This window comes from Deltaproteobacteria bacterium (assembly GCA_016235345.1).
Taxonomy (GTDB): domain Bacteria; phylum Desulfobacterota; class Desulfobacteria; order Desulfobacterales; family Desulfatibacillaceae; genus JACRLG01.
Genome location: JACRLG010000007.1, coordinates 97869 through 119978, shown reverse-complemented (window position 1 = coordinate 119978; position 22110 = coordinate 97869). Strand labels below are relative to the sequence as shown.

Annotated in this window: 20 protein-coding genes; 15 read left to right on the top strand and 5 right to left on the bottom strand. The window is 57.6% G+C overall.

The genetic code is table 11. The features are described from left to right. Positions 1-251: 251 nt before the first annotated feature. On the bottom strand, positions 252-3215 hold the full coding sequence (locus tag HZB23_03890; protein MBI5843793.1) for an insulinase family protein: 2964 nt from the start codon (positions 3213-3215) through the stop codon (positions 252-254). 248 nt (positions 3216-3463) lie between these two features. After that, positions 3464-3850, bottom strand: a complete 387-nt coding sequence (locus tag HZB23_03885) for a hypothetical protein (protein MBI5843792.1) — start codon at positions 3848-3850, stop codon at positions 3464-3466. Between the two features lie 232 nt (positions 3851-4082). Here HZB23_03885 and rsmA point away from each other — a divergent pair, with 232 nt between their 5' ends. Next, a complete protein-coding gene (gene rsmA, locus HZB23_03880) occupies positions 4083-4991 on the top strand; it encodes a 16S rRNA (adenine(1518)-N(6)/adenine(1519)-N(6))-dimethyltransferase RsmA (GenBank protein MBI5843791.1) in 909 nt (302 codons plus the stop codon). Positions 4992-5153: 162 nt separating this feature from the next. Here rsmA and selD read toward each other — a convergent pair whose 3' ends face one another. Then, positions 5154-6203, bottom strand: coding sequence for a selenide, water dikinase SelD (gene selD / locus HZB23_03875; protein MBI5843790.1), 1050 nt, complete (start codon positions 6201-6203; stop codon positions 5154-5156). 175 nt (positions 6204-6378) lie between these two features. On the opposite strand from selD, the gene HZB23_03870 reads away from it, so the two are divergent. From HZB23_03870 to HZB23_03805, 14 genes are all read left to right on the top strand, one after another. Further along, positions 6379-7209: an adenylate/guanylate cyclase domain-containing protein gene (locus tag HZB23_03870; GenBank protein MBI5843789.1), complete on the top strand. Its 831-nt coding sequence runs from the start codon at positions 6379-6381 to the stop codon at positions 7207-7209. A 230-nt stretch (positions 7210-7439) separates the two neighbouring features. Next, complete coding sequence (locus HZB23_03865) at positions 7440-8348, top strand: slipin family protein (protein MBI5843788.1); 909 nt, start codon at positions 7440-7442, stop codon at positions 8346-8348. A gap of 220 nt (positions 8349-8568) precedes the next feature. Then, a complete protein-coding gene (locus HZB23_03860; GenBank protein ID MBI5843787.1) occupies positions 8569-10344 on the top strand; it encodes a DUF89 family protein in 1776 nt (591 codons plus the stop codon). Between the two features lie 104 nt (positions 10345-10448). Further along, on the top strand, positions 10449-11357 hold the full coding sequence (locus tag HZB23_03855; protein MBI5843786.1) for a LysM peptidoglycan-binding domain-containing protein: 909 nt from the start codon (positions 10449-10451) through the stop codon (positions 11355-11357). A gap of 120 nt (positions 11358-11477) precedes the next feature. Beyond that, complete coding sequence (locus tag HZB23_03850) at positions 11478-12827, top strand: 2-hydroxyacyl-CoA dehydratase (protein MBI5843785.1); 1350 nt, start codon at positions 11478-11480, stop codon at positions 12825-12827. Between the two features lie 90 nt (positions 12828-12917). Further along, a complete protein-coding gene (locus tag HZB23_03845; protein ID MBI5843784.1) occupies positions 12918-13475 on the top strand; it encodes a hypothetical protein in 558 nt (185 codons plus the stop codon). 237 nt (positions 13476-13712) lie between these two features. Then, positions 13713-14156, top strand: a complete 444-nt coding sequence (locus tag HZB23_03840) for a GNAT family N-acetyltransferase (protein ID MBI5843783.1) — start codon at positions 13713-13715, stop codon at positions 14154-14156. A gap of 247 nt (positions 14157-14403) precedes the next feature. Then, positions 14404-15315, top strand: a complete 912-nt coding sequence (locus HZB23_03835; GenBank protein ID MBI5843782.1) for a DUF2156 domain-containing protein — start codon at positions 14404-14406, stop codon at positions 15313-15315. A 174-nt stretch (positions 15316-15489) separates the two neighbouring features. Further along, complete coding sequence (locus HZB23_03830) at positions 15490-16149, top strand: hypothetical protein (GenBank protein MBI5843781.1); 660 nt, start codon at positions 15490-15492, stop codon at positions 16147-16149. A gap of 61 nt (positions 16150-16210) precedes the next feature. Further along, a complete protein-coding gene (locus HZB23_03825; protein MBI5843780.1) occupies positions 16211-17014 on the top strand; it encodes an enoyl-CoA hydratase/isomerase family protein in 804 nt (267 codons plus the stop codon). A 10-nt stretch (positions 17015-17024) separates the two neighbouring features. After that, on the top strand, positions 17025-18206 hold the full coding sequence (locus HZB23_03820) for an alpha/beta fold hydrolase (protein ID MBI5843779.1): 1182 nt from the start codon (positions 17025-17027) through the stop codon (positions 18204-18206). Next, positions 18203-18853 carry a TetR/AcrR family transcriptional regulator gene (locus tag HZB23_03815; protein ID MBI5843778.1) on the top strand — a complete coding sequence of 217 codons (651 nt, stop codon included), beginning with the start codon at positions 18203-18205 and terminating at the stop codon, positions 18851-18853. Before HZB23_03820 ends, HZB23_03815 begins: the two co-directional genes overlap by 4 nt. Positions 18854-18969: 116 nt before the next feature. After that, positions 18970-20193: a saccharopine dehydrogenase NADP-binding domain-containing protein gene (locus tag HZB23_03810; protein ID MBI5843777.1), complete on the top strand. Its 1224-nt coding sequence runs from the start codon at positions 18970-18972 to the stop codon at positions 20191-20193. A 213-nt stretch (positions 20194-20406) separates the two neighbouring features. Next, on the top strand, positions 20407-21045 hold the full coding sequence (locus HZB23_03805) for a hypothetical protein (protein ID MBI5843776.1): 639 nt from the start codon (positions 20407-20409) through the stop codon (positions 21043-21045). A gap of 13 nt (positions 21046-21058) precedes the next feature. On the opposite strand, the gene HZB23_03800 is transcribed toward HZB23_03805, so the two are convergent. Further along, positions 21059-21499, bottom strand: a complete 441-nt coding sequence (locus HZB23_03800) for a type II toxin-antitoxin system VapC family toxin (protein MBI5843775.1) — start codon at positions 21497-21499, stop codon at positions 21059-21061. After that, positions 21499-21738, bottom strand: a complete 240-nt coding sequence (locus HZB23_03795) for a type II toxin-antitoxin system prevent-host-death family antitoxin (GenBank protein MBI5843774.1) — start codon at positions 21736-21738, stop codon at positions 21499-21501. Before HZB23_03795 ends, HZB23_03800 begins: the two co-directional genes overlap by 1 nt. Positions 21739-22110 lie beyond the last annotated feature (372 nt).

The following is a 22110-nucleotide window of genomic DNA, read 5'->3' as shown; positions in this document are numbered from 1 at the left end:
GTGAACCTTGGCCTTGCGGCCAAGGTTCACCCAACCTACAATTACTGATACCAAGTCGCAATCAAAGTAATAATATTGATTGGTGCGCAAAACTTCGTCACCCCGGCGTAGGCCGGGGTCCAGAAAACGCAGCAAACAGAAAAAGACTGGATTCCGGCCTTCGCCGGAATGACGAACTGTCTGCTTCAATTTTAATTTGGTGCGAACTGGAAAATTACAGGTTTGATCGCAACTTGGTATGCGGCGAATCGTCAATCAATGGGAAAAAGCTCCAGGGGAGAGTCGGGCATCTCCTTGTTGGCGGCTTCAAGGGAGGCCTTGCTTCCCACCACCGCCACCGGGGAAAGCTCCGAAGGCGACGAAAAATAGCGCCCGGACACTTCCAGAATTTTTTTCCGGTCAACGGCCAGCACCCCGTCCTTGTATTTCTGGCGAAGCTCGTCCGATATGCCCATAAATCCCCTGTAAAAGGCCCTCCGGGCGGCCTCGGCCCCTGTCTGGGGCCGGTCGGTTTCTGCGGCCACCTGCAAGACCGCCTCGCTCACTTCCTGGTCTGAATAATCGCCCTTGATGAGATAATCGTAGGCCCTTCGGAAAACGCCAAGGGTGCGGGCGACGTGGGGATCCCGGTAGGAGGCCAGAAAAAAGAGCGCGTCCTCGGAATTCGCCACGGCGAAGGACCCGTAGGCCCCGCCCTTTTCCCGGATTTCCGTGTGCAGGAACCGTCCCTTTAGAAGGTGGGCTGCAACGGAAAGCACAGGGGCGTCCGGGTGCTCCATGCGCACGGTTTTCAGGCAGTGGGCGGAAAAATTGACCGATGTGCCGGTGTGCCAGCCCTCGCGCGTTACGGGCGGAAAGGCCGGGAAATTTCCAGCCGCGTCCCTCGAACCGTCCCCGTCCGCCCTGGCCGGAAGCCCGGCCAAAAGGCCCTGGAAGAATTCATCAGCCCCGGCCAACAGGGGCTCGTCCCCCACCACTCCGGCGCTTAGGGCGTCGGCGAAAAAGATTCCCCTTCCGATTTCCGACAAGTTCCGGGAAAGCCCGGCCACCGCCGTTTCCGAGAGGTCTTTGGCAAGCTCGCGCATTCTTTTGACCTGATGGACGCCGAACCATGTCTCGGAAACCGCCCGGCTTCTTCCTGTACCCCTTGCGCAGAGGCTCATGGCGTAGCGGTGCCCGGCTGAGACCACACCGGACTGAAGATGGGCGGCGTACTCGGCGGCCAGGACCCTGAGTCGCGCGTGATCCGCAAAGTTTGCCCGCAGGACCAGCTCGTCCACCAGCTCGAGGGCCTTTTGCCTGTTGCGGCCAAGGCATTTCATGTCCATTACCGCTAGCTCAAGAGGCGTGGCCGCTTGGTCCTGCCTCACGTGGCTTGATACCGAAAGACCCAGTCCGCCCGTAAGGGCCGCAATCCTGCCCGAAAGCTCTGAGTAGTGAAGGTTCTCGGTTCCGCAGCGGGTGAAGGCGTAGCAAAAAAACGGAACCAGATGTAAAAGCTCGGCGGGAACGTTTTTCAACTGCGCCGCAAGGGTGAAGTAGAAAACCCCGTTGGTGGCCGCAGGATAGACCGAAAGCCCCTGGCGGGAGCGCGCCTGATCGGCTGTGGTGACGAGAACCTTTGGATCGACGTCCTTTATGGTGACGGTGGGCAGGCAGGAGATGTCCTCCTCGGCCTCCTGGAGGGCGGCCAGGGCTTTCGCGTCCTCCTCCATCTTTTTCCGGTCGGCGTCGGTGAAGGCCGCAACCGCTCTCGAAACGCGCTCCTCCTCCTCATCCTCCAGCTTTTGCAGAAGTCGAGTGTCGGGATAAAGGGTAAACGCCACCCGGTGGGGGTTGTCGAGAAACCAGCGCCTTATCATGCCGGGGAAAAAATCGCCGTCAGCCGCACCCTTCCGAACCTTTTCAAGGTCTTCATCAAAATTCAGAAGCGCCAGCGGGTCGGCCCCGTGAAGCCAGGGTGCGCAAAAACCGGTGAAGAGCTTCAGTCCCCACGAAAAGGGCGAGTTGGAAAGCTCCCTTCGGGCGAACTCGTACTGGTGGATTGCGGTTTCAGCAAGCTCCACCGGCACGCCCTTTTCCGCGAGTTCGGAGAGGGCGGAAAAGATGAGGTCCTCCACCTTGGGGGCGTCGGCCTCGTCCATCTCCTTCAAGCCACAGGAAAACAGGGTGTCGCAAAGCTCCGGGTCGTAGCCCGTGGCGTCGCAGAGGGCGCTTCCCAGGCCGGATTCCATGAGGGCCTTTCTTAAGGGGCTCGCCGGATGGCCAAGCAGAATCTTTTCCAGGATGGTGAGGCCAAGAACCTCACCCGCCTCCCTGATGGGCGCGGCGAGCCAGGAAAGGGCGAACTGGGCCTTTTTTTCCGACCCGGCCCCGTCGGCCAGGGGATACGGAACCCGCGCGGTTTTGGGAGCGGAAAACCTTGGCTGGTTTTTTACCGTGGTGTCTGCCCCGCCCGGCCCGAATTTGGACAGCACGGCCTCTTCCAGAAAACTTAGATGCCTTTCAAGGGGCAGGTTTCCGAAGGTGTAAAACCAGGCGTTGGACGGGTGGTAATGAAGCCGGTGAAAATCCAGAAGGCCCTGGTATGTGAGCGATGGAATGTCGGCGGGCTCGCCGCCGGAATTTTTCCCGTATGTGGTATCCGGGAAAAGCTCGGCCATGATGGAGCGGCCTATTATCTGATCGGGCGAGGACATGGCCCCCTTCATCTCGTTTAAAACCACTCCCTTGTAAACGGGCTTTCCCGACTCGCCGGGCTCTATGCGCCAGCCCTCCTGCTTGAAGGAAAGCTCGGTCAAGGCCGGAAAAAAGGCCGCGTCGCAATAGACCGACAAAAGATTGTAGTAATCTTTCGTGTTGGCCGTGCAGAAGGGGTACATGGTCCAGTCGGGGGCGGTGAAGGCGTTCATGAAGCTCTGGAGGCTCCGCCTTATCATGGAGAAAAAGGGGTCCCGGACGGGGTATTTCTGCGAGCCGCACAGGGCGGTGTGCTCCAGGATGTGGGCCACCCCGGTTGAGTCCTTGGGCACCGTGCGGAAGGCCACGGCAAAGGTGTTTTCAGGGTTGTCGTTTTCTATGTGGATGTGGCGCGCGCCGGTGGCCTCGTGGAAAAGCTCGTAAAAGACGCTTGAAAGAGCCGGAAGAATGGCCGTGCGTTTTACGCGAAAGCCGCCTATACGTTCGTTTTCGGCCCATTTGGGCCGTGGGGTCACGGGCGTCATCTTGTCTCGAATTTGGGGAGGAAGGCTATCTCAAAAAGTCCCTGAAAAAAACAGCGGCAGCCATTTAAGCGAAAAAAACCGGATCGGCCTGAAAGCCACCCGGACTGACCGGAACTTGAGCCTGGCTAAAAACGATGAAGCGCAAGGAGAGTTAAAAGCAAGTGAGCAAGCGTACTAAAAGTACGTGGCGGAACTTGCTTTGAAACTCGACACAGCGATTCGCGTTTTTAGACGGGCGGCTAAGCTACGTAGGTGCCCCGTTCCTTGCGACTGATCTTTTCCAGCTTGTTCAGCCGGAAAATGATGTTGCGCAGCTTCTTGTCGGCAAAGCCCGTCTCCTGCTTGATCATGGCGAAGCTCGCGCCTTCGGAGCCTGCCTTGCGGACCACCGACAGGACGAGGTCGGAGGCCGAGGCCGCGTCGCTGTCCGGCCCCTCGTCCCTAAGCCCCGCGCCCAGGGAAAAGCCCTTCATCTTGCCGCCGTCGCTCCACTTGACCTTGATGAGCTTTTCAAGCTGGTCAATGCGGTCCATCAGCTTCTCTATGTCTTTTCTGGTGGGAATGCGGTAGTAGTGAAGGAAGAATTTCACCATTCCGTCAAAGCTCATGCCCTTGCCGGTTTTCATAATTGTCTTCCCCTTTTCTCGCCGGTTGCCTTAAACAACCCGGATTGACAGTATAGTAAGGACTGTTATTACTGCGTAATCGGAATTACTACTTTATGAGAAATGAAAAAGTCAAGAATTTCTATAAATTGAGCAAAAATCCATTCCGGGGACTTAAAGGCGCGTAAATCATGACTCGCCCTGTTATCGTCCTTTTGCCTTAGGCCGCAGTTTCTGCTATCATGAAACCACTATGGAAAAAGACTTAGCCGAAAAAAATCCCCCCTGCCCTTCAGCCCCGGCCCTCATGCGGGAGTTTTCCATCACCCCCAAAAAGGACAAGGGGCAGAATTTTCTGAAGGACCCCTCCACGGCCCGGATGATTGTCTCGCGGGCGCAGATCGGACCGGACGAGCGGGTCCTTGAAATAGGCCCCGGCCTTGGGGCCCTCACCTTCCTCCTGGCAGGGGCGGCAAAAAGCGTGGTGGCGGTGGAGTGGGACAGGAAACTTGCCGAGGTGCTTTCAAGGCAACTCGAACTTTCGGGGCTTACAAACGCAAGAATCATCCGCGAAGACGTGCTGAACGTCGATTTCGGCGAAATTGCGGCACTTTCGGGCGGGCCGCTTACGGTGGTGAGCAATCTTCCGTACTGCCTAAGCTCCCCCATACTGGTAAAGATAGTGGAGGCCAGGAAAAGCGTAACGCGGGCCATTCTCATGTTCCAGAAGGAGCTTGCCGACCGGATAACGTCTTTGCCCGGTTCCAGGGAATACGGCAGGATTTCGGTCCTGGCCCAGTACGCGGCCACCATCAAAACCATTGCCTCCATAGGCCGGGACCAGTTCATTCCAAGGCCCGCCGTGGATTCGGTGGTGGTGGAAATCTCCTTCAACCCGTCTCCCGCTTATCCCGCAAAATCCGAGGAGCTTTTTTTCGACGTCGTGAAGGCGGCCTTCGGCCAGCGCAGAAAGACCCTGAAAAACTCCCTGGCCGGTTCGAGCCTTGGCCTTTCGTCCGGCCACATCGAAACCGCCCTCAAAAACGCGGGAATCGATCCGTCCAGGCGGGCCGAGACCTTGAGCCTTGGGGAATTCGCCGCCCTTTCGGACTCGGTGGGGGAGATTGAAGGACTCGTGGGTGATAAGGAAAATGGCTCTTAACAGCCTGTTGAAAAAGGCTGAATACGAAGCCTGGTTACCAGTCTGAATATTGGCGATGAAGTGCAAGGCGCGCGAAAAGCCAAGAGTCACGCGTACTTCTGGTACGTGACGGAATTGGCTTTGAGGCGCGGGCACTGTCAATTCGCGTTTTTAGACAGGCTGTTAAGGGGAGATGACGAGCCGCCCGCCAGGGTATCCCCCCGTGGCCGTGCCCACCACGGCGGCTGGAATGCCGTTGTCCTGAAGAATGGCCGCGTAATCGGCGGCTTCGGAGGGCGGAAGAGCGGCCAGAAGCCCGCCCGACGTCTGCGGATCGAACATGAGGTCAGCAAGGGCGAGTTCCATATCTTCCGACACCTCGCAGGAGGCCCTGCAGAACTCGCGGGTCACGTGGCAGCCTGCGGGCAGAAGGCCCATGCGGGCGAAATCGAGGGCGGAAGGAATGAGAGGAACCGCACCCGCCGAAATTTCGATGGCGACACCGCTGGCCCTTGCCATTTCAAGCATGTGGCCAGCGAGGCCGAAGCCGGTGACATCGGTGAGCGATCTTGGATGAAAGCGCTCCAGAAGGATTTCCGCAGCACGCCTGTTCAGCATGGAGGCTGTTTCCACCAGAAGGCGCATGGTTTTTTCGTCCGCAAGGCCGCCCTTGACGGCGGTGGCCAGGACCCCGGTTCCTATGGCCTTGGTGAGCACCAGGGCGTGGCCGGGCCTGACGTTGCCGTTGGTAAGAAACCTTTCGGGATGCACCAGGCCCGTTACCGAAAGCCCGTACTTGTACTCGGAATCCGTAACGCTGTGGCCGCCCACCAAGACAGCCCCGGCCTCGTGGATTTTTTCAAGGCCGCCAGCCAGGGTCGCCTTTAAAACCGAGTTCGGGAATTCGCCGGACGGGAAGCACACTATGTTCATGGCCGTTACCGGGCGGCCTCCCATGGCGTAAACGTCCGAAAGGGAATTGGCCGCCGCGATGCGCCCGAAATCAAAGGGATCGTCAACGATGGGGGTGAGAAAATCCAGGGTCTGCACAAGGGCCAGGTCGGCTGAAATACGGAACACCCCGGCGTCGTCTGAAGCATCCATTCCCACCAGAAGGTCGGGATGCCTCTCTCCGAGAAGGCCGGAAGTCGCTTCCAAAAGGTCGCCCGGACCCAGTTTTGCCGCTCAGCCCGAAGCTCTCACCTTTGCAGTCAAGCGGATTTCGTCTGCCATGTCGTCACGCGGATTTTACGGTGTTTTCACTCCCATACGGCCCGTGATTGGTCAACGGGCGGCTTCCTTTGATTTCCTTACGCCACTTGCGGGCCAAAGGCAAGGGGCGCGGCGGCAAACACGACGGTATGTCTTGAATTTTTTGGAATAATCGTCTAACGGAAAGACTTGCGCCATGAAAGATCAATGCCCCACGACCCTGTTTTTCCAGAAGCTCGCGGCCCGGTTCGACGAAAGGCTCAAAAAGATCCGGGAGCAGGAGAAAAAAACCTGCACGGTTTTCGGCAAGCCCGCAGGCAGCCTGTGCCCCATGAACTATCTAAGGGGCCGGGTGGCGGAGCGCACCTATAAAAAGCTCGAAAAGGACGCGGCCTTCCAGGAGGACATTCGGCGGGGGGTGATAAAAAACCTCGCCATAATGTTCGCGGACATAAGGGGCTTCACCAGGCGCACGGCCTCCATGCCGCCTGAGCGCATAGTAACCCTTTTGGACCTCATCGTGCCGGAGATGATAAGCATCATCATAGGCCGCCACCACGGCATGGTGGACAAGCTCCTTGGCGACGGCATTATGGCGGTTTTCGGCCACGCGGAAAAGGCAGACGGCAGCGAGGTGGTGAGGGCGGTCCACTCGGCCATAGACATGCAGCAGGCTGCGGCGGCCCTTCACAAGGTGCTTTCCCTGGCCGGTTTCGAGCCGGTACAGATAGGGGTGGGCATAAACTGCGGCGACGTTCTTGTCTGCGAGGTGGGCGACGACCGTTACCGGGAATCCACGGTGATAGGCGCGCCCGTGAACCTTGCCGCCAAGATGGAGGACCTTGCGGGCCCCGGCGAAATAGCCCTGCCCCGCTCGGCCCTGGCCTGCGTGGAAGCCGCCCGGCCCGTTATGCTTCCCTTTTTCAACGACGGGCCGACTGCGGGCGACGAGCCTGCCGTGATACTGGACTGGATAAGCTATCTTGAAAGCGGGCAGGCTGGAGAAAAAGACTGGGCATTAAATTGAAGGCTGTCTAAAAACGCGAACTGCTGTGTCAGGCTTCACGGCGCGGGTCGTCATGTACGAAAAGTACTATTCCTCCCCGCGCCGTTCGCCAACCTTAGCATTTCATCGTTTTTAGACAGCCTTCGCATCAGCCCATTTCAACGGATTTATAAGGAGCCGGTCTTGTACAATTGATTTTTCAGTTGTTAAACGATTTCTCGCCGCAAACCGCAAAAATGGGGAAAACCACGATGGAGCCGAGAAAAGTCTATGCTGAGCCCCGCGAAGGCCACGTGTCTCTGGGCGGCGCTTTAAGGCGTCTGATATTTTTCGCAGTGACGGTTCCGGCGGCCCTTGTGGTGTTCGTCCTGTTGAAGGGCGACCCGACCGCCGTGGTGGCCGGGGCGATATTTGCGGCCTTCTGGGGCGTGGTGGTGTCGGGCATAAGGGTCGCGGCCCAGTGGGAGCACGGCGTGGTGCTACGCCTGGGCGAATTCCAGAGCGTGAAGGGGCCGGGCATCATCTTCATCATCCCCTTCATCGACAACGTTCGATTCGTCGATCTCAGGGTCCTTACCATCAACATCCCCAAGCAGCAGGTTATAACCAAGGACAACGTGCCTGCGGCAATAGACGCGGTTCTGTTCTTCTACGTTGCGGACGCCGAAAAGGCCGTGATAAAAATTCAGGATTTCTCCTTCGCCATCGCCCAGTACGCGCAGGCGAGCCTCCGGGACGTCCTGGGCGGCCTGTCCCTGGACGATGTTTTATCCGAGCGCCAGCAGATACAGGACAGAATCGCCGAAGCCGTCGAGGAAAGAATAAAGGAGTGGGGCCTGCACCTGGATTCCATCCGTTTGCAGGACATGGAGATGCCCGAAGACTTGAAGCGCATCATGAGCCGCCAGGCCTCCGCCGAACGCGAAAAGCGGGCCACCATCACCAAGGCCGAGGGCGACATGATAGCGGCCACCAATCTTTCCGCAGCAGCGGAAATCATGGCCAGGACTCCCGGAGCCATGAAGCTGCGCACGCTCCAGACCATCGACGGCCTTGGGGCCGGGCCGTCCAACACGGTTATCCTTTTTCCGTCCGACCTTTCGGACGCAGCCGGGAAACTGGGCGAAAGCCTTTCCTCGGTGCTGAAGCCCAAAGAATGACGCAGCCCGCAATTTCTGACAGCCTATAGGTAATTGCAAAACATATCGTAGGTTGGGCTGAGGCACGAAGCCCAACAAATGGATTTCGTTCCATATTTTTTGGTCATGGCCGTAGGTTGGGCTTCGTGCCTCAGCCCAACCTACGCCTAATTTGCCATTTCGGGAGGTTTTGCAATTAGCTCCCCAGATATCAATTTTAACCAACCAGACGAGGCGGAAAGTGGCGGATAAAGACCCGGACAACTCGACAAGCGCGGTGCAGCAGGCCTGGTACACGTCCTTTTTTCTGGAAAACCACCTGGATTACGTATCCTACCCGGATCAGGTGGCGAGCCCGGAAAAAATACGCTTCATCGTGATGGCGGAGGAAAAGGAGCGCTATTACCCCTGCTCTGACCGCATGTTCGGCGCGATAATGGCCCGCCAGCGCCCGGCCTTCCTGGCAAGGCGCTACGACAAGGTGCTGACCCGGCTCCTGACCCTGGTTGAAAGCCAGATCGAGGAGCCGAGCGAGCAGGAATTCCTGGAGTCCCTCCTTCGCACCAAGTTCCGCCACGAGACGGCGGACGGGCTCATGATTCCGTCCCGCCTGGAAAAGCGGCTCTTGAAAATTTTCCTGGACCGCACCCAGATAACAGACCCCTGCCTGTGCCAGAAGGCGGCCAGAAACCGCCGGGCGGCGGCGGCCCTTGGGTCCGAGGCCTTTCTTTCCGCCCTGAACCGGGTGGAGGCGGGCATCACGGACGGCAGCGCATCCAGCATCGGGGAACTGCGCCTCAAGGCCAACCAGGTCCAGCTCAAACGGCTCTTTTCCCTTCTGGCCCACGAGGACCTGTGGGAAAAGGACACCCGTCATTACGCCGCTTCCGACTATGAGGGCATAATGAGCCGCCCGCTTTCCGGCGCGGGGGTCGAGGCCCTGGACCGCCTTCTGGCCCCCGAACGCTCGGCCCTGGGCGCCTATTTCGACCAGCCCTTAAAAATCATGTGGCTCATGGACGAGGCCGGGGAAGCCCTCATAGACCTTTACATCATACGGTTCCTGGCGGGCCTTGGCCACAAGGTGGTCATAGCATTCAAGGACGGCCCCTTCTACACCAAGGTGGACTTTCACGACGCCCGCCATGACGAGTCCCTCTCCCCCTGGCTTTCCGGGGCCTTTTTCATCGCGGACAAAAGCCTCGCCAAAAATGACCTGGTGGACCTCCTTAAACGGGACCAGCACATCCTGGCCCTTTCAGACGGAACCATGGAGGATTTGAACCTTCTCATGGTCACCACCACCTTTGCCCGCGCCTTCAAAGAGGCCGATCTCGTGGTGGCGCGCGGGGACGCCCAGCGAAGGCGCTTTTTCGACACCCATTTCGGGTTCACCCAGGACATCCTCTCCATAGCAAGGGCCGAGGACGGCTCGGTTTCGGTGGAGTTCAAGCCCAGGCATCCTTCGGTCATCAAGTTTTCCCTGCGCGACCTCGAAAAAAGGGCGGCTGACATAATCAACGCCATGAAAAAGGCCAAGGACGACGGCATGACAGTGGTCTTCTATTCCGGGATAATAGGCTCCATTCCCGGCAAGATAGAAATCGCCAAGAAGATCATGACGCTGTTCGTCTCGCGCCTTCGGGAGCAGTCGGCCAACACCTTCATAGTGAACCCGTCCGAATATTTTGAGCATGGCATGGACGCGGACGATCTCATGTACATGTGGGAAATCGTCCAGCGCAGCGGCTACATAGACATCTGGCGCTTCCAGACCTACGACGACATAGTGGAGGCCTTCGACCTCATGGAGACCAAGGTGCCGCCCGAATGGGTGGGCAAGGACGCGACCTTCTCCACGGGTTGCACCAAGGAGATGAAAATAGCCGTGGACGTGGTGCGCAAGTACCCGGAAATGCAGATCATAGGTCCGCCCCTGGAAAAGTTCGGGCGGCGGGCGGAATACGGCGTGGGCAAGCTGTACGATCAGCGGCTGGCGGATGTTTGCGGCCTGTAAATTTTCAGATGGCGTATTGACGCGCTGCGTTAAAAGCGATAAACGTAAAATTCACCATAAGGCCCCCCTGGGGCGGACAAACCGAAAACAAGGCAGGAACAACAATGGATAACCGCAGAAGCGACGAGGACGAGGGAAGCTACGAACGCAGCAAGAACGATGAAATGTCCGCCCGGAACGACGACTGGGACGACGACGAGGAATACGCCTCGGACGGGGGCAAATCCCTTCTGCTCTGGATAGGCGGAGGCGTCCTGGCCCTGGTTGTGGTGGCCTTCCTGGTCTTTTTCGGAAGGGGTGGCGGCGGAGGCGGCGGCATAGGCCCGGAGCAGATGGAGGAAGTAAGGAAGCTCCAGGCCAGGATCGAACAGCTTGAAACCGACGCACGCACCCGCCAGGACGTGGTTGACCGCTTGAATACCGATCAGGCCGCGTTCCAGGAGGAATGGGTCAAGATGGTCACCAAGGTGGAAGACCTGAGAAAGAATCTGGCCGACCTGTCACAGAAGGCCGGAGCGCCCGTCAGGGAGAGGGAAAGCGCCGCTCCCGCCCTCCTGCCCCCCGTTGCCACTGAAACCGGCCCGGCCCCTGAAGTGACCCAGCCCGCTTCGGGCGGCGAGGATCAGTCCGGCGCCAAGGCGGAACCCACCGAGGCTGAAAGAAAAAAGGCCGAGGCCGACGCTGAAAAGAAGCGTGAGGCCGCCCGCAAAAAGGCCGAGGCAAAGAAGGAGGCCGCCCGCAAAAAGGCCGAAGAGGAAAAGGCTGAGGCGGAAAAGCCGAAAAAGAAGACCGAGGCCAAAGAGGCTGAAAAATCAGATACGGAAAAGGCCAAGGCCGAAAAGCCAAAAAAATCCATTCCCAAAAGCGGCTACCACGTTGTGGAGCCCGGCCAGAACCTCTACCGGCTGTCCATCATGTACGGGATTTCCGAGGCGGAGTTGAGGCGTCTGAACGGCCTTAAAACCGACCAGGTGAACATAGGCCAGAAATTGTATTTAAGGCCCATGCAGTAGTTTTTTCGCCAACAGTGGAAAAGGCCAGCCGTAAACCTCACAGTCGGAGGCTTCATGGCTCATGCAGGCTGGATCGAAAACAGGCGCAAACTTTCCGACGCCGCCATACTCGGACGTTACATGCTCAAAAACTGGGCAATGATGGGCCGGGTGGCGATTTCGCGCGGGCCGTTGGAGATGCGGCGGCGCATCAACCGCTTCGCCTGGCTGAAGGCCGCAGCCAACCCCAACGATCTTCCGTATCGCTTCACGAGAAACCGCCACGGCCTTTTCCGGGAGGCCGTGGCCTATCTCACCTCAGCCGCCGCCGAAACCTTCATAGGCGCGGTTGACGAACACTTCCGCTTCCCCGACCGATCGGTCCTTCACGAGGACCTTGTTCCGCCGGAACTTTTCCTGGGCATGGGCCTGACCCCCTGGATGGCGGAGCTTTTGGGCATCATGGTTCCGCTCATATCCGCCCCTCTCGGCCAGTCATACATAGACGTCGCCGAAAACTACGGCATCCCCGCCGACACGTGCAGCCTCCCCAAGGTCACCCTGGGCCTCGCCCTTTCGGACGAGCTTCCGCCGCCCAAGGTGATAGTGGCCTCCAACATGCCTTGCGACGGCGGCATGAGCAGCTATTCCATCATCGAAAAAAAATACGAGGTCCCAACCTTCCGCCTGGACATCCCGTACAACTTCTACAACACCCGCGCGGAAGACTACTTCGTTAACGAGTTGAAGCGCCTCATCGCCTGGCTTGAGGCCAACACCCCGGGCCGCATGGACTGGGACCTTCTGCGCGAGGTCTGCGAGGAAAGAAACCGGACAGCCGAGCTTGAGGCCGAACTTTGGGACCTGATCGCCCAAAAGCCCGCGCCCATGGTCGCCGAGCCGGTTTATTTCTCGCACCTTCTCTACATGTGCGCATTTCCGGGCAGGCCCAAATCCACCGAGGTGTTCAAAAAGATCGTTGAGCTAACCAGGGCAATAGCCAAAACCGGCAAGGGCGCGCTGGACAACGAGCAGTACCGCACCGTGCTGTGGAACCCGCCCACCCTAAGTTTCGCCGACCTGTGGGTATGGGCCGAGGAAAAATTCGGCGTGGCCAACATAATGGACATGCTGACCTACAACCGCCAGCCTTACATCGACACCAAAAACCCGGAAACCATGCTGAAGGGGCTGGCCCGGATAATCATGCAGGGCCCCATGGCCCGGCACACCAGGGGCCCGGCGGACAACTTCTTCTCCGACCTCTTCCACATCTACGAGCGCTTCAACCTGGACATGATCTGGATGGCCGGGCACATAGGCTGCAAGAACACCATGGCCCTGAATGGCATCTTCCGGGAAAAATGCAGGGAGCGAGGCATTCCGCTTCTCATCATCAACTACGACCTGTGCGACCCCCGAATCGTTCCGCCCTCCGACGTCAAGGATCAGGTCGAGCGCTTCATGGAGACGGTGGCGAAAAGAAAGTAGGCGGTCGGCAGTGGGCAGTCGGCAGTGAAAGAATCAATCGATACTCCAATCAACATGTTATTGAAATTGCGCCTCTGTAAAGGAGAAGCCATGAGCCTTGCCACTTCGCACTTCGCAACGGTCCGAATGCTTCAGAGCCGGACCCCGGATGAACTGCGCAGCTTTTTCGGGACGCTTTCCGCCCCGGATTTTTCCGAGATGAAAGGCGAGTACCGGGCCACCCTCCTGGACCAGGGCTGTCCTTTTTTCGGGGCCTTCAACCTTGCGGTTCTGAACAACCCAGGAAACGGATTCTGGCTGGGAAAGGCCTTCACCCCAGTTGGGGATGACCGTGGCCACGGCTACAACATGTTTTTCCGCAAGGGGAAAATCGTCCGCAAGTTCCGCATGAAAACGGACCTCGCACCCTCGCGCTGGGATGGCAAAAAGTCCTTCCGCCTGACCTACGTGGTCTACAACTCACTGTGCGGATGGGTGGGCATGGAAGATGAAGTCCGCAAGGTGGATGAGGGCATCTATCTCGGAATCGGCGTTTACGGCCCTTTCCGCCATACGCCCTTAGGCTTTCTGCTGGAAGGCCCCACCGCCGGTTTCGCAAGGGCGGATAAGGAGGAAAAGTGGCCTTTTGGAATCTTCCAGGCTGACTGAAAGAGCGATCTTAAGTGTCAGCCTTCGCATGGCGGCGCGTCGCGTACTTTTAGTACGCGTCCTTCCCGCGCTGCTCGCCTTCCTTGCAGCTCATCTCTTTCAGCCCGCCTGGACGGTGCAATAAGAATGTTTTGGGGCCTTTTACGGTTTGTATTGCGCCAGATAGACCATGACGGCGACCCCATACGTAAAAGGGTCGCCGCCTTTTTTTTCGCCAACCCCTTGACAGGTTTGACAATGGACCAAAACTTGACACCAGGCCCGGAAGAAATTCGGGTGGTTTTTCTGGCACAACCCACCGACGAAGAAGTGAGCGGGATCATCTCGCTCTACATAGAAGCGGGCTGGTGGGAGCCGGGCGCTGACAGCGCGGGACTCGTAAAAAAGCTGGTGGCCGGAAGCCACTGCTTCGCAGCCGCAGTCATTGACGGGCGCATTGTGGGCATGGCCCGCGCCATTTCGGATCGCGCCAGCGACGCCTATATCCAGGACGTAACGGTAACGGGCGCACAGAGGCATCGCGGCGTGGCGTCCATGCTGATAAGTGCCGTCCTCGACCGGCTGACCGGAGACGGCATCGGCTGGATAGCCCTTGTGGCCGAGCGAGGCACGGAAGTTTTGTACGACAGGCTGGGATTTTTCCCCATGCAGGGCGCAGTCGCCATGAGGTTGCGATCTTAACAGTCTGTTTAAAAAGGCTGTATGCAAAGCCTGGATACCAGCCTTAATATTGGCGATGAAATGCCAGGAACGCGAAAAGGCAATGAGTAAGCGACCTGCCCAAGAAATCGCAGAGTTCTTGGGCTAAAGCAGAATGTTCGTACACGACGGAATTGGCTTTGAAGCACGACACAGCAATTCGCGTTTTTAGACAGGCTGTTAACAGCCGGTCCTTTGATTCAACAACAAGATTGGCAGGCATTCATAAATGGATTTTTTTCCCGTAACACCCGATGATTACAAGCGCCTTGCGCCGTTTTTCAAAAACCAGAGATACGAGCTTTGCACCTACAGCCTTCCCTCCATCATCGCGTGGCAGACTTGCGCTTACGCCCCGTACGCGGCCATCATCGACAACTCGCTCATCATAGCCGCAGAGTACCAAAAAACGCCCGGAGATCGCCACCTGATCCTTCCCGTCTCGCCCGAAAGGGAGTTTTCCCCCGCCGAGCTGGCCCTGTTGGCCAAAGACGCCGGGCATGAAAAATACTGGTTCGTGCCGGAGGATTACATCAACCGTCACGGGGCAGGCGAGGTGGGCCGCCATTTCGAGATTCTGCCCCAGCCAGGTTTCAGCGACTACGTCTACAACCGGACTGATCTGGCCGAACTTGCTGGCGACCGCTACCATAAAAAGAGGAACCTCATAAAGCAGTTCGAGAAGGCCCACTCCTTAGGCGACGAGGTCGTGGTAACGGAGATGGCCCCGGACGACGCCGACGACTGCCTCAATTTTCTGGATGAATGGTGCGCGGAGCGCGACTGCAACCGCATCATGGATTCCGACATCTCCTGCGAGCGCAACGCCGCCGAAAACGCCATACGCAACCTTTACTCCACCGGCTGGCGCGGGCTGATCCTCCGCATCAACGGAACCGTTTCCGCCTTCGGGCTCTCCTCAAGGCTCACCGGCGACATGGGAACCTTGAACTTTGAAAAGGCCTTCGCCTCGGTAAAGGGCCTGTACCAGTATTTTGACAGGGAATGCGCAAAACGCCTGTTTTCGGACTTTTCCTTCATAAACAAGGAAAGCGACATGGGCGAACCGGGTCTTGCCCAGGCAAAGCGTTCCTACCACCCGGCAAGGACCGTTTCCTCATTCGACCTCATCCTGAGATGATTTTCATATAAAAATCGGTTGGTTTTGGCCCGGCATCCCCCCATGCCGGGTTTTTTATTGATTTTTCGCCTGTTTTTTATTTTCCCCCTTTGTGACCTTCTGTTTTGTTTGGACATTTACATTTTTTTGCGTATAATGCGAAATGTGCCCAATCTCACATTTCCGGACTGCGCCATGCAGAAAAGACATGCGTCAGATGTAATCGAAAAAATGAAGATCGCCCTGGTAATGTCCGTGGTATCCCAGGACAACCCCACGGTGGCGGTCCTTCACAAGACCGTCATGGAGGAGTTCGGACAGCGGGCGGACGATAACCTAATAGATTTCTTCAGAAAAGAGCTTAGAAAAAAGGAAGAGCGCCGCGACCTGCTCTCCCGCACGGTGGGCGAATCCGCCCTTGATCTGGTGCGCTCCGTGGTATCGGGAACCGATCCTTCAGTTGAAAAACTCACCAAACTTTTCGAGGAAAAGCGGGGCGAACGCCCTTCGGCGGCCCTCATCGCCTTTTTCCGGGCCGAAATGCGCAAGAAAAGCCTTATCAAGGCCGGCGTGCGCGTGGCTGACGGCAAGAGCAAGATAGAACTTTTGCGAAGCGTTGTCTCGGAACCGGAGCCCACCCTCAAAAAGCTGAAAGACGCCTTTTTCAAGGAATTCGGAATCACGGTTCCGCCTGAATTGATAACCGTCTACAACCTTGAACTCCAAAAAAAGCAGGCCAGGGAGGCGGGCCTCACCCTGGCGGAATTCCTCGTACGCCAGGTAAGGGAGCGCCAGCAGAAACCCGCGCCGCAAACACCCCACGACCACTCCAAAAAAGGCCCCACCCGGCACTGACCCAAAAGTCGGCGCCTCCGGGCCACCATATTACTGACCGACAATATCGAACGGACAAATCATGGCCCTCATCTACGAAAAAAAAGACCATTTGGCCATAATCACGCTTAACCGCCCCGAAGCCCGCAATTCCATAGATCCCGAAACCGCAGTGGCCCTGGACGAGGCATGGCGGGACTACCGCAGCGACCCGGAAATGCGCTGCGCGGTTATCACCGGCGCGGGCGAGCAGGCCTTCTGCACCGGCGCGGACCTGGCGCGGCTGATACCGCTGATCACAGGCGCCCGTAAGCCCGAAACCGAGGCCGACCACGCTGTGGCCAAGAACCCCGGCATCCTCCAGAACGCCTTTCTGCGCGAGCTTTCCATTTACAAGCCCATCGTGGCGGCCATCAACGGCTACGCCATAGCCGGCGGCATGGAGATGCTCTACAACATGGACATCCGCATAGCCTCCGAAGACGCCAAGTTCGGCCTCCAAGAAGTGAAATGGGCGGTCTTTCCCATGATGGGCTCCACCGTGCGCCTGCCCCGCCAGATTCCCTACGCCAAGGCCATGGAGCTTTTGCTCACCGGCGAGTTGATGGACGCAAAAGAGGCCCTTTCGATGGGCTTTGTCAACCGGGTGGTGGAAAAGGGCAAGGTGATGGACGAGGCCCTCAGGGTGGCGGGGGTGATCGCCAAAAACGGGCCGCTGGCCGTTTCCGCCATCAAGAAAAGCGTTTTGAAGGGCCTGAACCTGAGTATTAAGGAAGCCCTGGCCAAGGAGGTGGAGCTTGGCATCCCGGTTTTCATGAGCGAGGACGCAAAGGAAGGCCCACGGGCCTTCAAGGAAAAACGCGAACCCCGCTACCAGGGAAAATGAGGCGCTCAACATGGATTTCACCTTTTCCACGGGCACCCGGCGCTTTCATGCCGACACCAATTTCAACTTCCAGATGAACCGGCTGTGCCTCATGGGCGGCGGGGATTTCGGGGATGTCTCTGAGGCTGCGGGGCGCATAGCCACCCTTTCCGACTGGAAAACGCAATTTCTGCTCATGGCGGAAAAGGCGGAGGCCCAAGGGCGGCTTTTGAACGCCAGCGGATATTACAGGTCAGCCGAATTTTTCATGCCCTTTTCCGACCCGGAAAAGGAGGTCGCGTTCAATAAGGCCATGGAGCTTTTCCGGATTTACGCAAAGGATGAATTTGACCAGGGGCTCGTTTCCGAGCACAGGGTTCCCTACGAAAAGGGCTTTCTTCCCGCGTGGAGGCTCCCGGCCCCAGCCTCCGGTTCAAGGGGGGTGCTGGTGCTGCACGGCGGCTTCGATTCCGCCAAGGAGGAACTCTACCCCTCTGCGGACGTGGCGCGAAAGGCGGGTTTTGAGGTCATCCTCTTCGAGGGACCCGGCCAGGGCGAGGTTCTGGGGCTCCAGAAAATTCCCATGACCCACGAGTGGGAAAGGCCGGTGAACGCGGTTCTGGACCACTTCAAACTCGACGGCGTCACCCTGGTGGGGCTCTCCCTGGGCGGCTACCTGGCCATGAGGGCAGCGGCCTTTTCGCCGCGAATCAAACGGGTTGTGGCCTGGGACGTGATCCACGACTTTTTCCGGGTGCTTTCCGGGGCTCGCGGACCCCTTCTCGGAACCGGAATAAGGCTTCTCTCCGGCCTTCACGCCGATGGGCTTCTGGATAAAATCGCCCTCAAAAAAGCCGCGCGCGACTCCTTCACCGCCTGGGGCATGGACCGGGGCATGGGGGTTTTCGGGATAGACCGCCCTTCCGCCGTGTTCCACGCGGCAAAACGCTACAACACCCGCCCGTTTTCGGAAAAAGTCACCCAGGACGTTCTTCTTCTGGCCGGAACCAGCGACCATTTCATACCGATATCCCTTTTCCACAAGGAGATGCGGGCCTATAAGAACGCCCGATCACTCACGGGCAGGGTCTTCACCAGCGCGGAAAACGCCGCCGACCACTGCCAGATAGGAAACATTCCCCTGGCCCTGTCGCTTATCGGCGCTTGGATAATCGAGCGAACCGAAAGCCTTTCGACGGAAAACGCCGGATGAAGCCCCCCCGCTCCCCCGAGGCCCTGGAAAAAATCCGAGCACGGGTTCTTGAGGCAGCCCTTGCCCTGATCGCCGACGACGGCTTCCCGGCCCTCACCATGCGCGCGCTCGCCAAGCGCCTTTCCATGAGTGCGCCCAACCTCTACAACTTTTTCGCCTCCAAGGATGAAATCTACCTCCATCTGGTCATCCAGGGCTTCACCTTATTGAAGGAGCGCCTGGAAACCGCGCTCGGCTCATCAGGCGACCCCCTTTCCCAGGGACGGGCGGCGGCCTTCGCCTACGTCGGTTTCGGCATCGAAAACCCCGTGTACTACGAGATAATGTTCACGGGCCGCACCCCCAAGCACGACGATTACCTTGGCACCCCCCTGGAAGGCCTTGCCGCCAGGGAGCTGGAAATCTCCATGCAGGTGGCGGAGCTCGCCGCAGGCGCGGCCCGGAACTTGGCAGCATCCGCAGGCATGGAAGGCCCGATCAATAACGCCAAGGCCAGGACCGCAGTTATCCAGGCCTGGAGCCTCCTTCACGGCATGGTCTCCCTCCACAACAGCCGGGTGATCTCCTACGTGGACCCGGACGCCAAATCCACCTTCGCGGACATCATCACCGAGCTTTCATCCAATTTTTTCAAAGACTTGAAATAAGCGTGGGAACGTGCCGTCCTGATTAAAAAATAATGGATAAAAATAATTGTTGACAATTCGTCATAACCTGAACTAAGTTAAATTTATCTTGAACGCATAATCCAAAGGAGGATGACATGAAAGTAACGGTATTGGGCGGTTGCGGCGCGGTGGGCAGCGTGGTGGTTCGCACTCTTGCGGCCCTGGACGAGTTCGACTCCCTCGTGGTGGGGGACAGGAACCTTGCCCGGGCGAAGGAAATAGTGCAGGGGCCTGCCTCGGAGAAGATTTCGGCGGTTCCGGTGGATGCGGAGGACGTGGCCAGCGTAAAAAGGGTCATCGCGGGCTCGGACGTTGTGGTGAACTGCGTGGGGCCTTTTTACAAGAGCGTAAAAACGGTCTTGAGCGCGGTCCTGGAGAGCAAAATCCCCTACGTTGACGTGTGCGACGACGTGGATGTGACCCTGGAAATCCTGGACTGGGACAAAAAGGCCAAGGACGCCGGAATCACCGCCCTCATAGGCATGGGAAGCTCCCCCGGCGCCACCAACCTTCTGGCCAAGTTCGCGGCGGCGGAACTCCTGGACGAGACGGACTCCATAGACATCTTCCACGCCCACGGCGGCGAGCCCTTCGAGGGGCCGGGCGTGGTGGAGCACCGTTTTCACTGCATGTCCATCGACATCCCCATGTTTTTGAACGGCAAGCTCACCTACGTGAAATATTTCGAGGAGGACGGCAAGGCCCTTCGCCAGACCTTCGACTTTCCGGTGATCGGCGACAACATACCGCTTTACCCCTACCCCCACCCGGAGCAGGTGACGCTCCCCCGCTACCTAAAACTGAACCAGGTCACCAACAAGGGCACCGTGCTTCCCAACGAGTATTACGATCTCACCCGCGATCTTTGCGGCGCAGGCTTGAACTCCAAGGTGCCCGTAGAAGTGAACGGGAAAATGGTTGCGCCCTACGACTTCACGGTGGCCTACATCATCAGGGAGCGGGAAAAAATCCTCAAAAAGACCGGGTTCACCACCCAGTGCGGTTGCTGCTCGGTGGTGGCCAAGGGCAAAAAAGGCGGCGAATACCGCGAGTACCGCTTCCACATGGCGTCCCAAAGCCAGGCCCTGGGCGAGGGGACCGGCATCCCGGCGGCCGCCGGTGCCATTCTCATGGCTCGCGGCAAGATCACCGAAAAGGGCGTCCTTCCGCCCGAAGCCTGCGTCAACCCGCTGGATTTCATGGACGTGATCCCCAAGATCATGAAGCTCGACGAAAAAAAGGAAGGCGGTAAATCCTTCGGCGGCATCATCGTCCAGATGGTTGACGCGGCAGGGCATGTGAGCAGCCTGGACATTTAGAGGCAGTCGGCAGTCCCCAGCGGGCAGTGGGCAGTAAAAAAACGAGGCCCCGGCGACCGGAAGTTTCCGGTCGCCGGGGCTGTTTTGCTCGATGGCTTCCAAGTCCACAATTTTCCGCAAGAAACTCCCAGCATCAAAAAAAATCTGCTTGTATGGCATTTGCTATATAGGTATCCTTGAAGGCACGTTTTACGCCTATAAGGAGAAATCGCATTGAGGGCAATTTTTTTTCTGATAACCTTATTATTGATCCAATCGACCACTTGCCGCAGTTTTGCAGGCGAAAGCGGCGAATGGGCGAAAGAGGCGGCTCTTCTTCATGGAGAAACGCATAAGGCAAGGCGGATAGAGGTGATCTCGCCGGATAAAAGGAAAGTTGCAGTTATAAGCGGTGTGACTCTTGGCGTCAGAATGGATGGAAAAAATTTGACTGTAACTGGTCATACAGAAATCGAAACGCTGGCCGAGATGCAGTGGTCCGCAGATTCATCTGCGTTTTTTATAACCGAAAGCTACGGAGGCGCTGTCGGTGACTGGCATGTAACGGTCTATTTGCTCGGCGAAAAAAAAGTTGAAAGTTATGATGTAACTCAAAAGGCTTTTCCTGCGTTTAAAAAACATTTCGTGTGCATTGAGCCTGAAGACCCGAATTTCGGTGCGCTAAAATGGCTGGAAGGCTCCAAAAAACTGCTTGTGGCAGCCGAGGTGCCGCCGCATTCAAGCTGCCCGGAAATGGGAAAACTACGGGGATACGTCATAGAAGTCCCCTCTGGTAACATACTGAAAGAATATGAAGAAGATAAGCTGAGAACAATTTTCGGTGAATATTTCGGCAATAGATTGTCCCGGTAATTTCGGACCTGTCTTAAAAATCAGATAATGCCCCCGCCGGGGCGTAGATGGGAACGCTGCAATATTGTGCGGCGCTGATAAGCGCTTCGTCACGGGTGGCAAGGGGAAGCCCAAGCCTCATGGCAAGGTCCAGGTACGATGCGTCGTAGGTGGAAAGCCTGTGAGCCCGCGCCAGGGACAGAATTTCCTTCAGCATCCGCCCTGGGGGCTCCTCTTCCACCTTTATTGGAAGCTCCGCCAGAAGCGCGAGAAAGCGAACCGAGGAAGCCTCGCCAAGGCGCTTTTTCCTTTCCGCCACAACAATGACGTTGCCCACTTCAAGCGCCCAGACCGAAGGGGCGAAAGCCTCCACCTCCGCAAGGCTTTCGAGGACCGCCGTCGAATAGCCGTCATCCTCATCCTCGAAACACCACGACATGACAACGGAAGCGTCGATGACGAAACCCTCCGGCATCAGTTCCTCCCTTCCTCTATCATTTCCCTGATGGAAAGCCCGTCCAGGCGTCGTCCGTGGCGGAACCGCTTCAATTCGTCTATGACTTCACCCACCGGCGTCTTCCTCACGGAATCGGCCGACTGCAAAACAGCCACGGGCACGCCGTGCTTCATGATGGTTATCCTCTCACCCCTGGCCACACGTTCCAGAAGCTGCGCCAGATGAGTTTTCGCCTCGTAGGCCCCTACGCTTTCCATAAGACACCTCCTGTCAAACCGGTCTGAAACCAGTCTAATACCTGGCACAAAAAATGGCAAGCGGTTTTTGCAGGTGGCAAGGGCGACCTCCCGCTTTTTCCGTCCTTGGCGGATTTCGTCTTTTTCTTGTGGCAAAATCACCCGTTTCGTGAAAAAATATATCGTTTTGGGCCGGTGAATTGGCCTCAAACTGTTGACAGACTATACGGTCAATGATAGCGAAACAGGCATAGGCACTGGTTTTTTTCAGGCGACTGAAAAGTCAGCAAAGCCTTGGGAAAAGATAAGGCGGGGGCCGGGGCTTCAAGGGTTTCCTTTTATGGGGCCGGGCGGGGCGGGCCTTCACGTTTCACGTTTTTTAAAGGGAGAGCT

Excerpts from the sequence above, each read along its gene's own strand:
- HZB23_03795 (MBI5843774.1), bottom strand. The coding sequence starts at position 21,738 with ATGGAAAGCGTAGGGGCCTACGAGGCGAAAACTCATCTGGCGCAGCTT.
- HZB23_03835 (MBI5843782.1), top strand. The coding sequence starts at position 14,404 with ATGGATTTTTTTCCCGTAACACCCGATGATTACAAGCGCCTTGCGCCG.
- HZB23_03865 (MBI5843788.1), top strand. The coding sequence starts at position 7,440 with ATGGAGCCGAGAAAAGTCTATGCTGAGCCCCGCGAAGGCCACGTGTCT.
- HZB23_03845 (MBI5843784.1), top strand. The coding sequence starts at position 12,918 with ATGAGCCTTGCCACTTCGCACTTCGCAACGGTCCGAATGCTTCAGAGC.
- HZB23_03840 (MBI5843783.1), top strand. The coding sequence starts at position 13,713 with ATGGACCAAAACTTGACACCAGGCCCGGAAGAAATTCGGGTGGTTTTT.
- HZB23_03870 (MBI5843789.1), top strand. The coding sequence starts at position 6,379 with ATGAAAGATCAATGCCCCACGACCCTGTTTTTCCAGAAGCTCGCGGCC.
- HZB23_03800 (MBI5843775.1), bottom strand. The coding sequence starts at position 21,499 with ATGCCGGAGGGTTTCGTCATCGACGCTTCCGTTGTCATGTCGTGGTGT.
- HZB23_03830 (MBI5843781.1), top strand. The coding sequence starts at position 15,490 with ATGCAGAAAAGACATGCGTCAGATGTAATCGAAAAAATGAAGATCGCC.
- rsmA (MBI5843791.1), top strand. The coding sequence starts at position 4,083 with ATGGAAAAAGACTTAGCCGAAAAAAATCCCCCCTGCCCTTCAGCCCCG.
- HZB23_03885 (MBI5843792.1), bottom strand. The coding sequence starts at position 3,850 with ATGAAAACCGGCAAGGGCATGAGCTTTGACGGAATGGTGAAATTCTTC.
- HZB23_03815 (MBI5843778.1), top strand. The coding sequence starts at position 18,203 with ATGAAGCCCCCCCGCTCCCCCGAGGCCCTGGAAAAAATCCGAGCACGG.
- HZB23_03850 (MBI5843785.1), top strand. The coding sequence starts at position 11,478 with ATGCTCAAAAACTGGGCAATGATGGGCCGGGTGGCGATTTCGCGCGGG.
- HZB23_03855 (MBI5843786.1), top strand. The coding sequence starts at position 10,449 with ATGGATAACCGCAGAAGCGACGAGGACGAGGGAAGCTACGAACGCAGC.
- HZB23_03810 (MBI5843777.1), top strand. The coding sequence starts at position 18,970 with ATGAAAGTAACGGTATTGGGCGGTTGCGGCGCGGTGGGCAGCGTGGTG.
- HZB23_03825 (MBI5843780.1), top strand. The coding sequence starts at position 16,211 with ATGGCCCTCATCTACGAAAAAAAAGACCATTTGGCCATAATCACGCTT.
- HZB23_03820 (MBI5843779.1), top strand. The coding sequence starts at position 17,025 with ATGGATTTCACCTTTTCCACGGGCACCCGGCGCTTTCATGCCGACACC.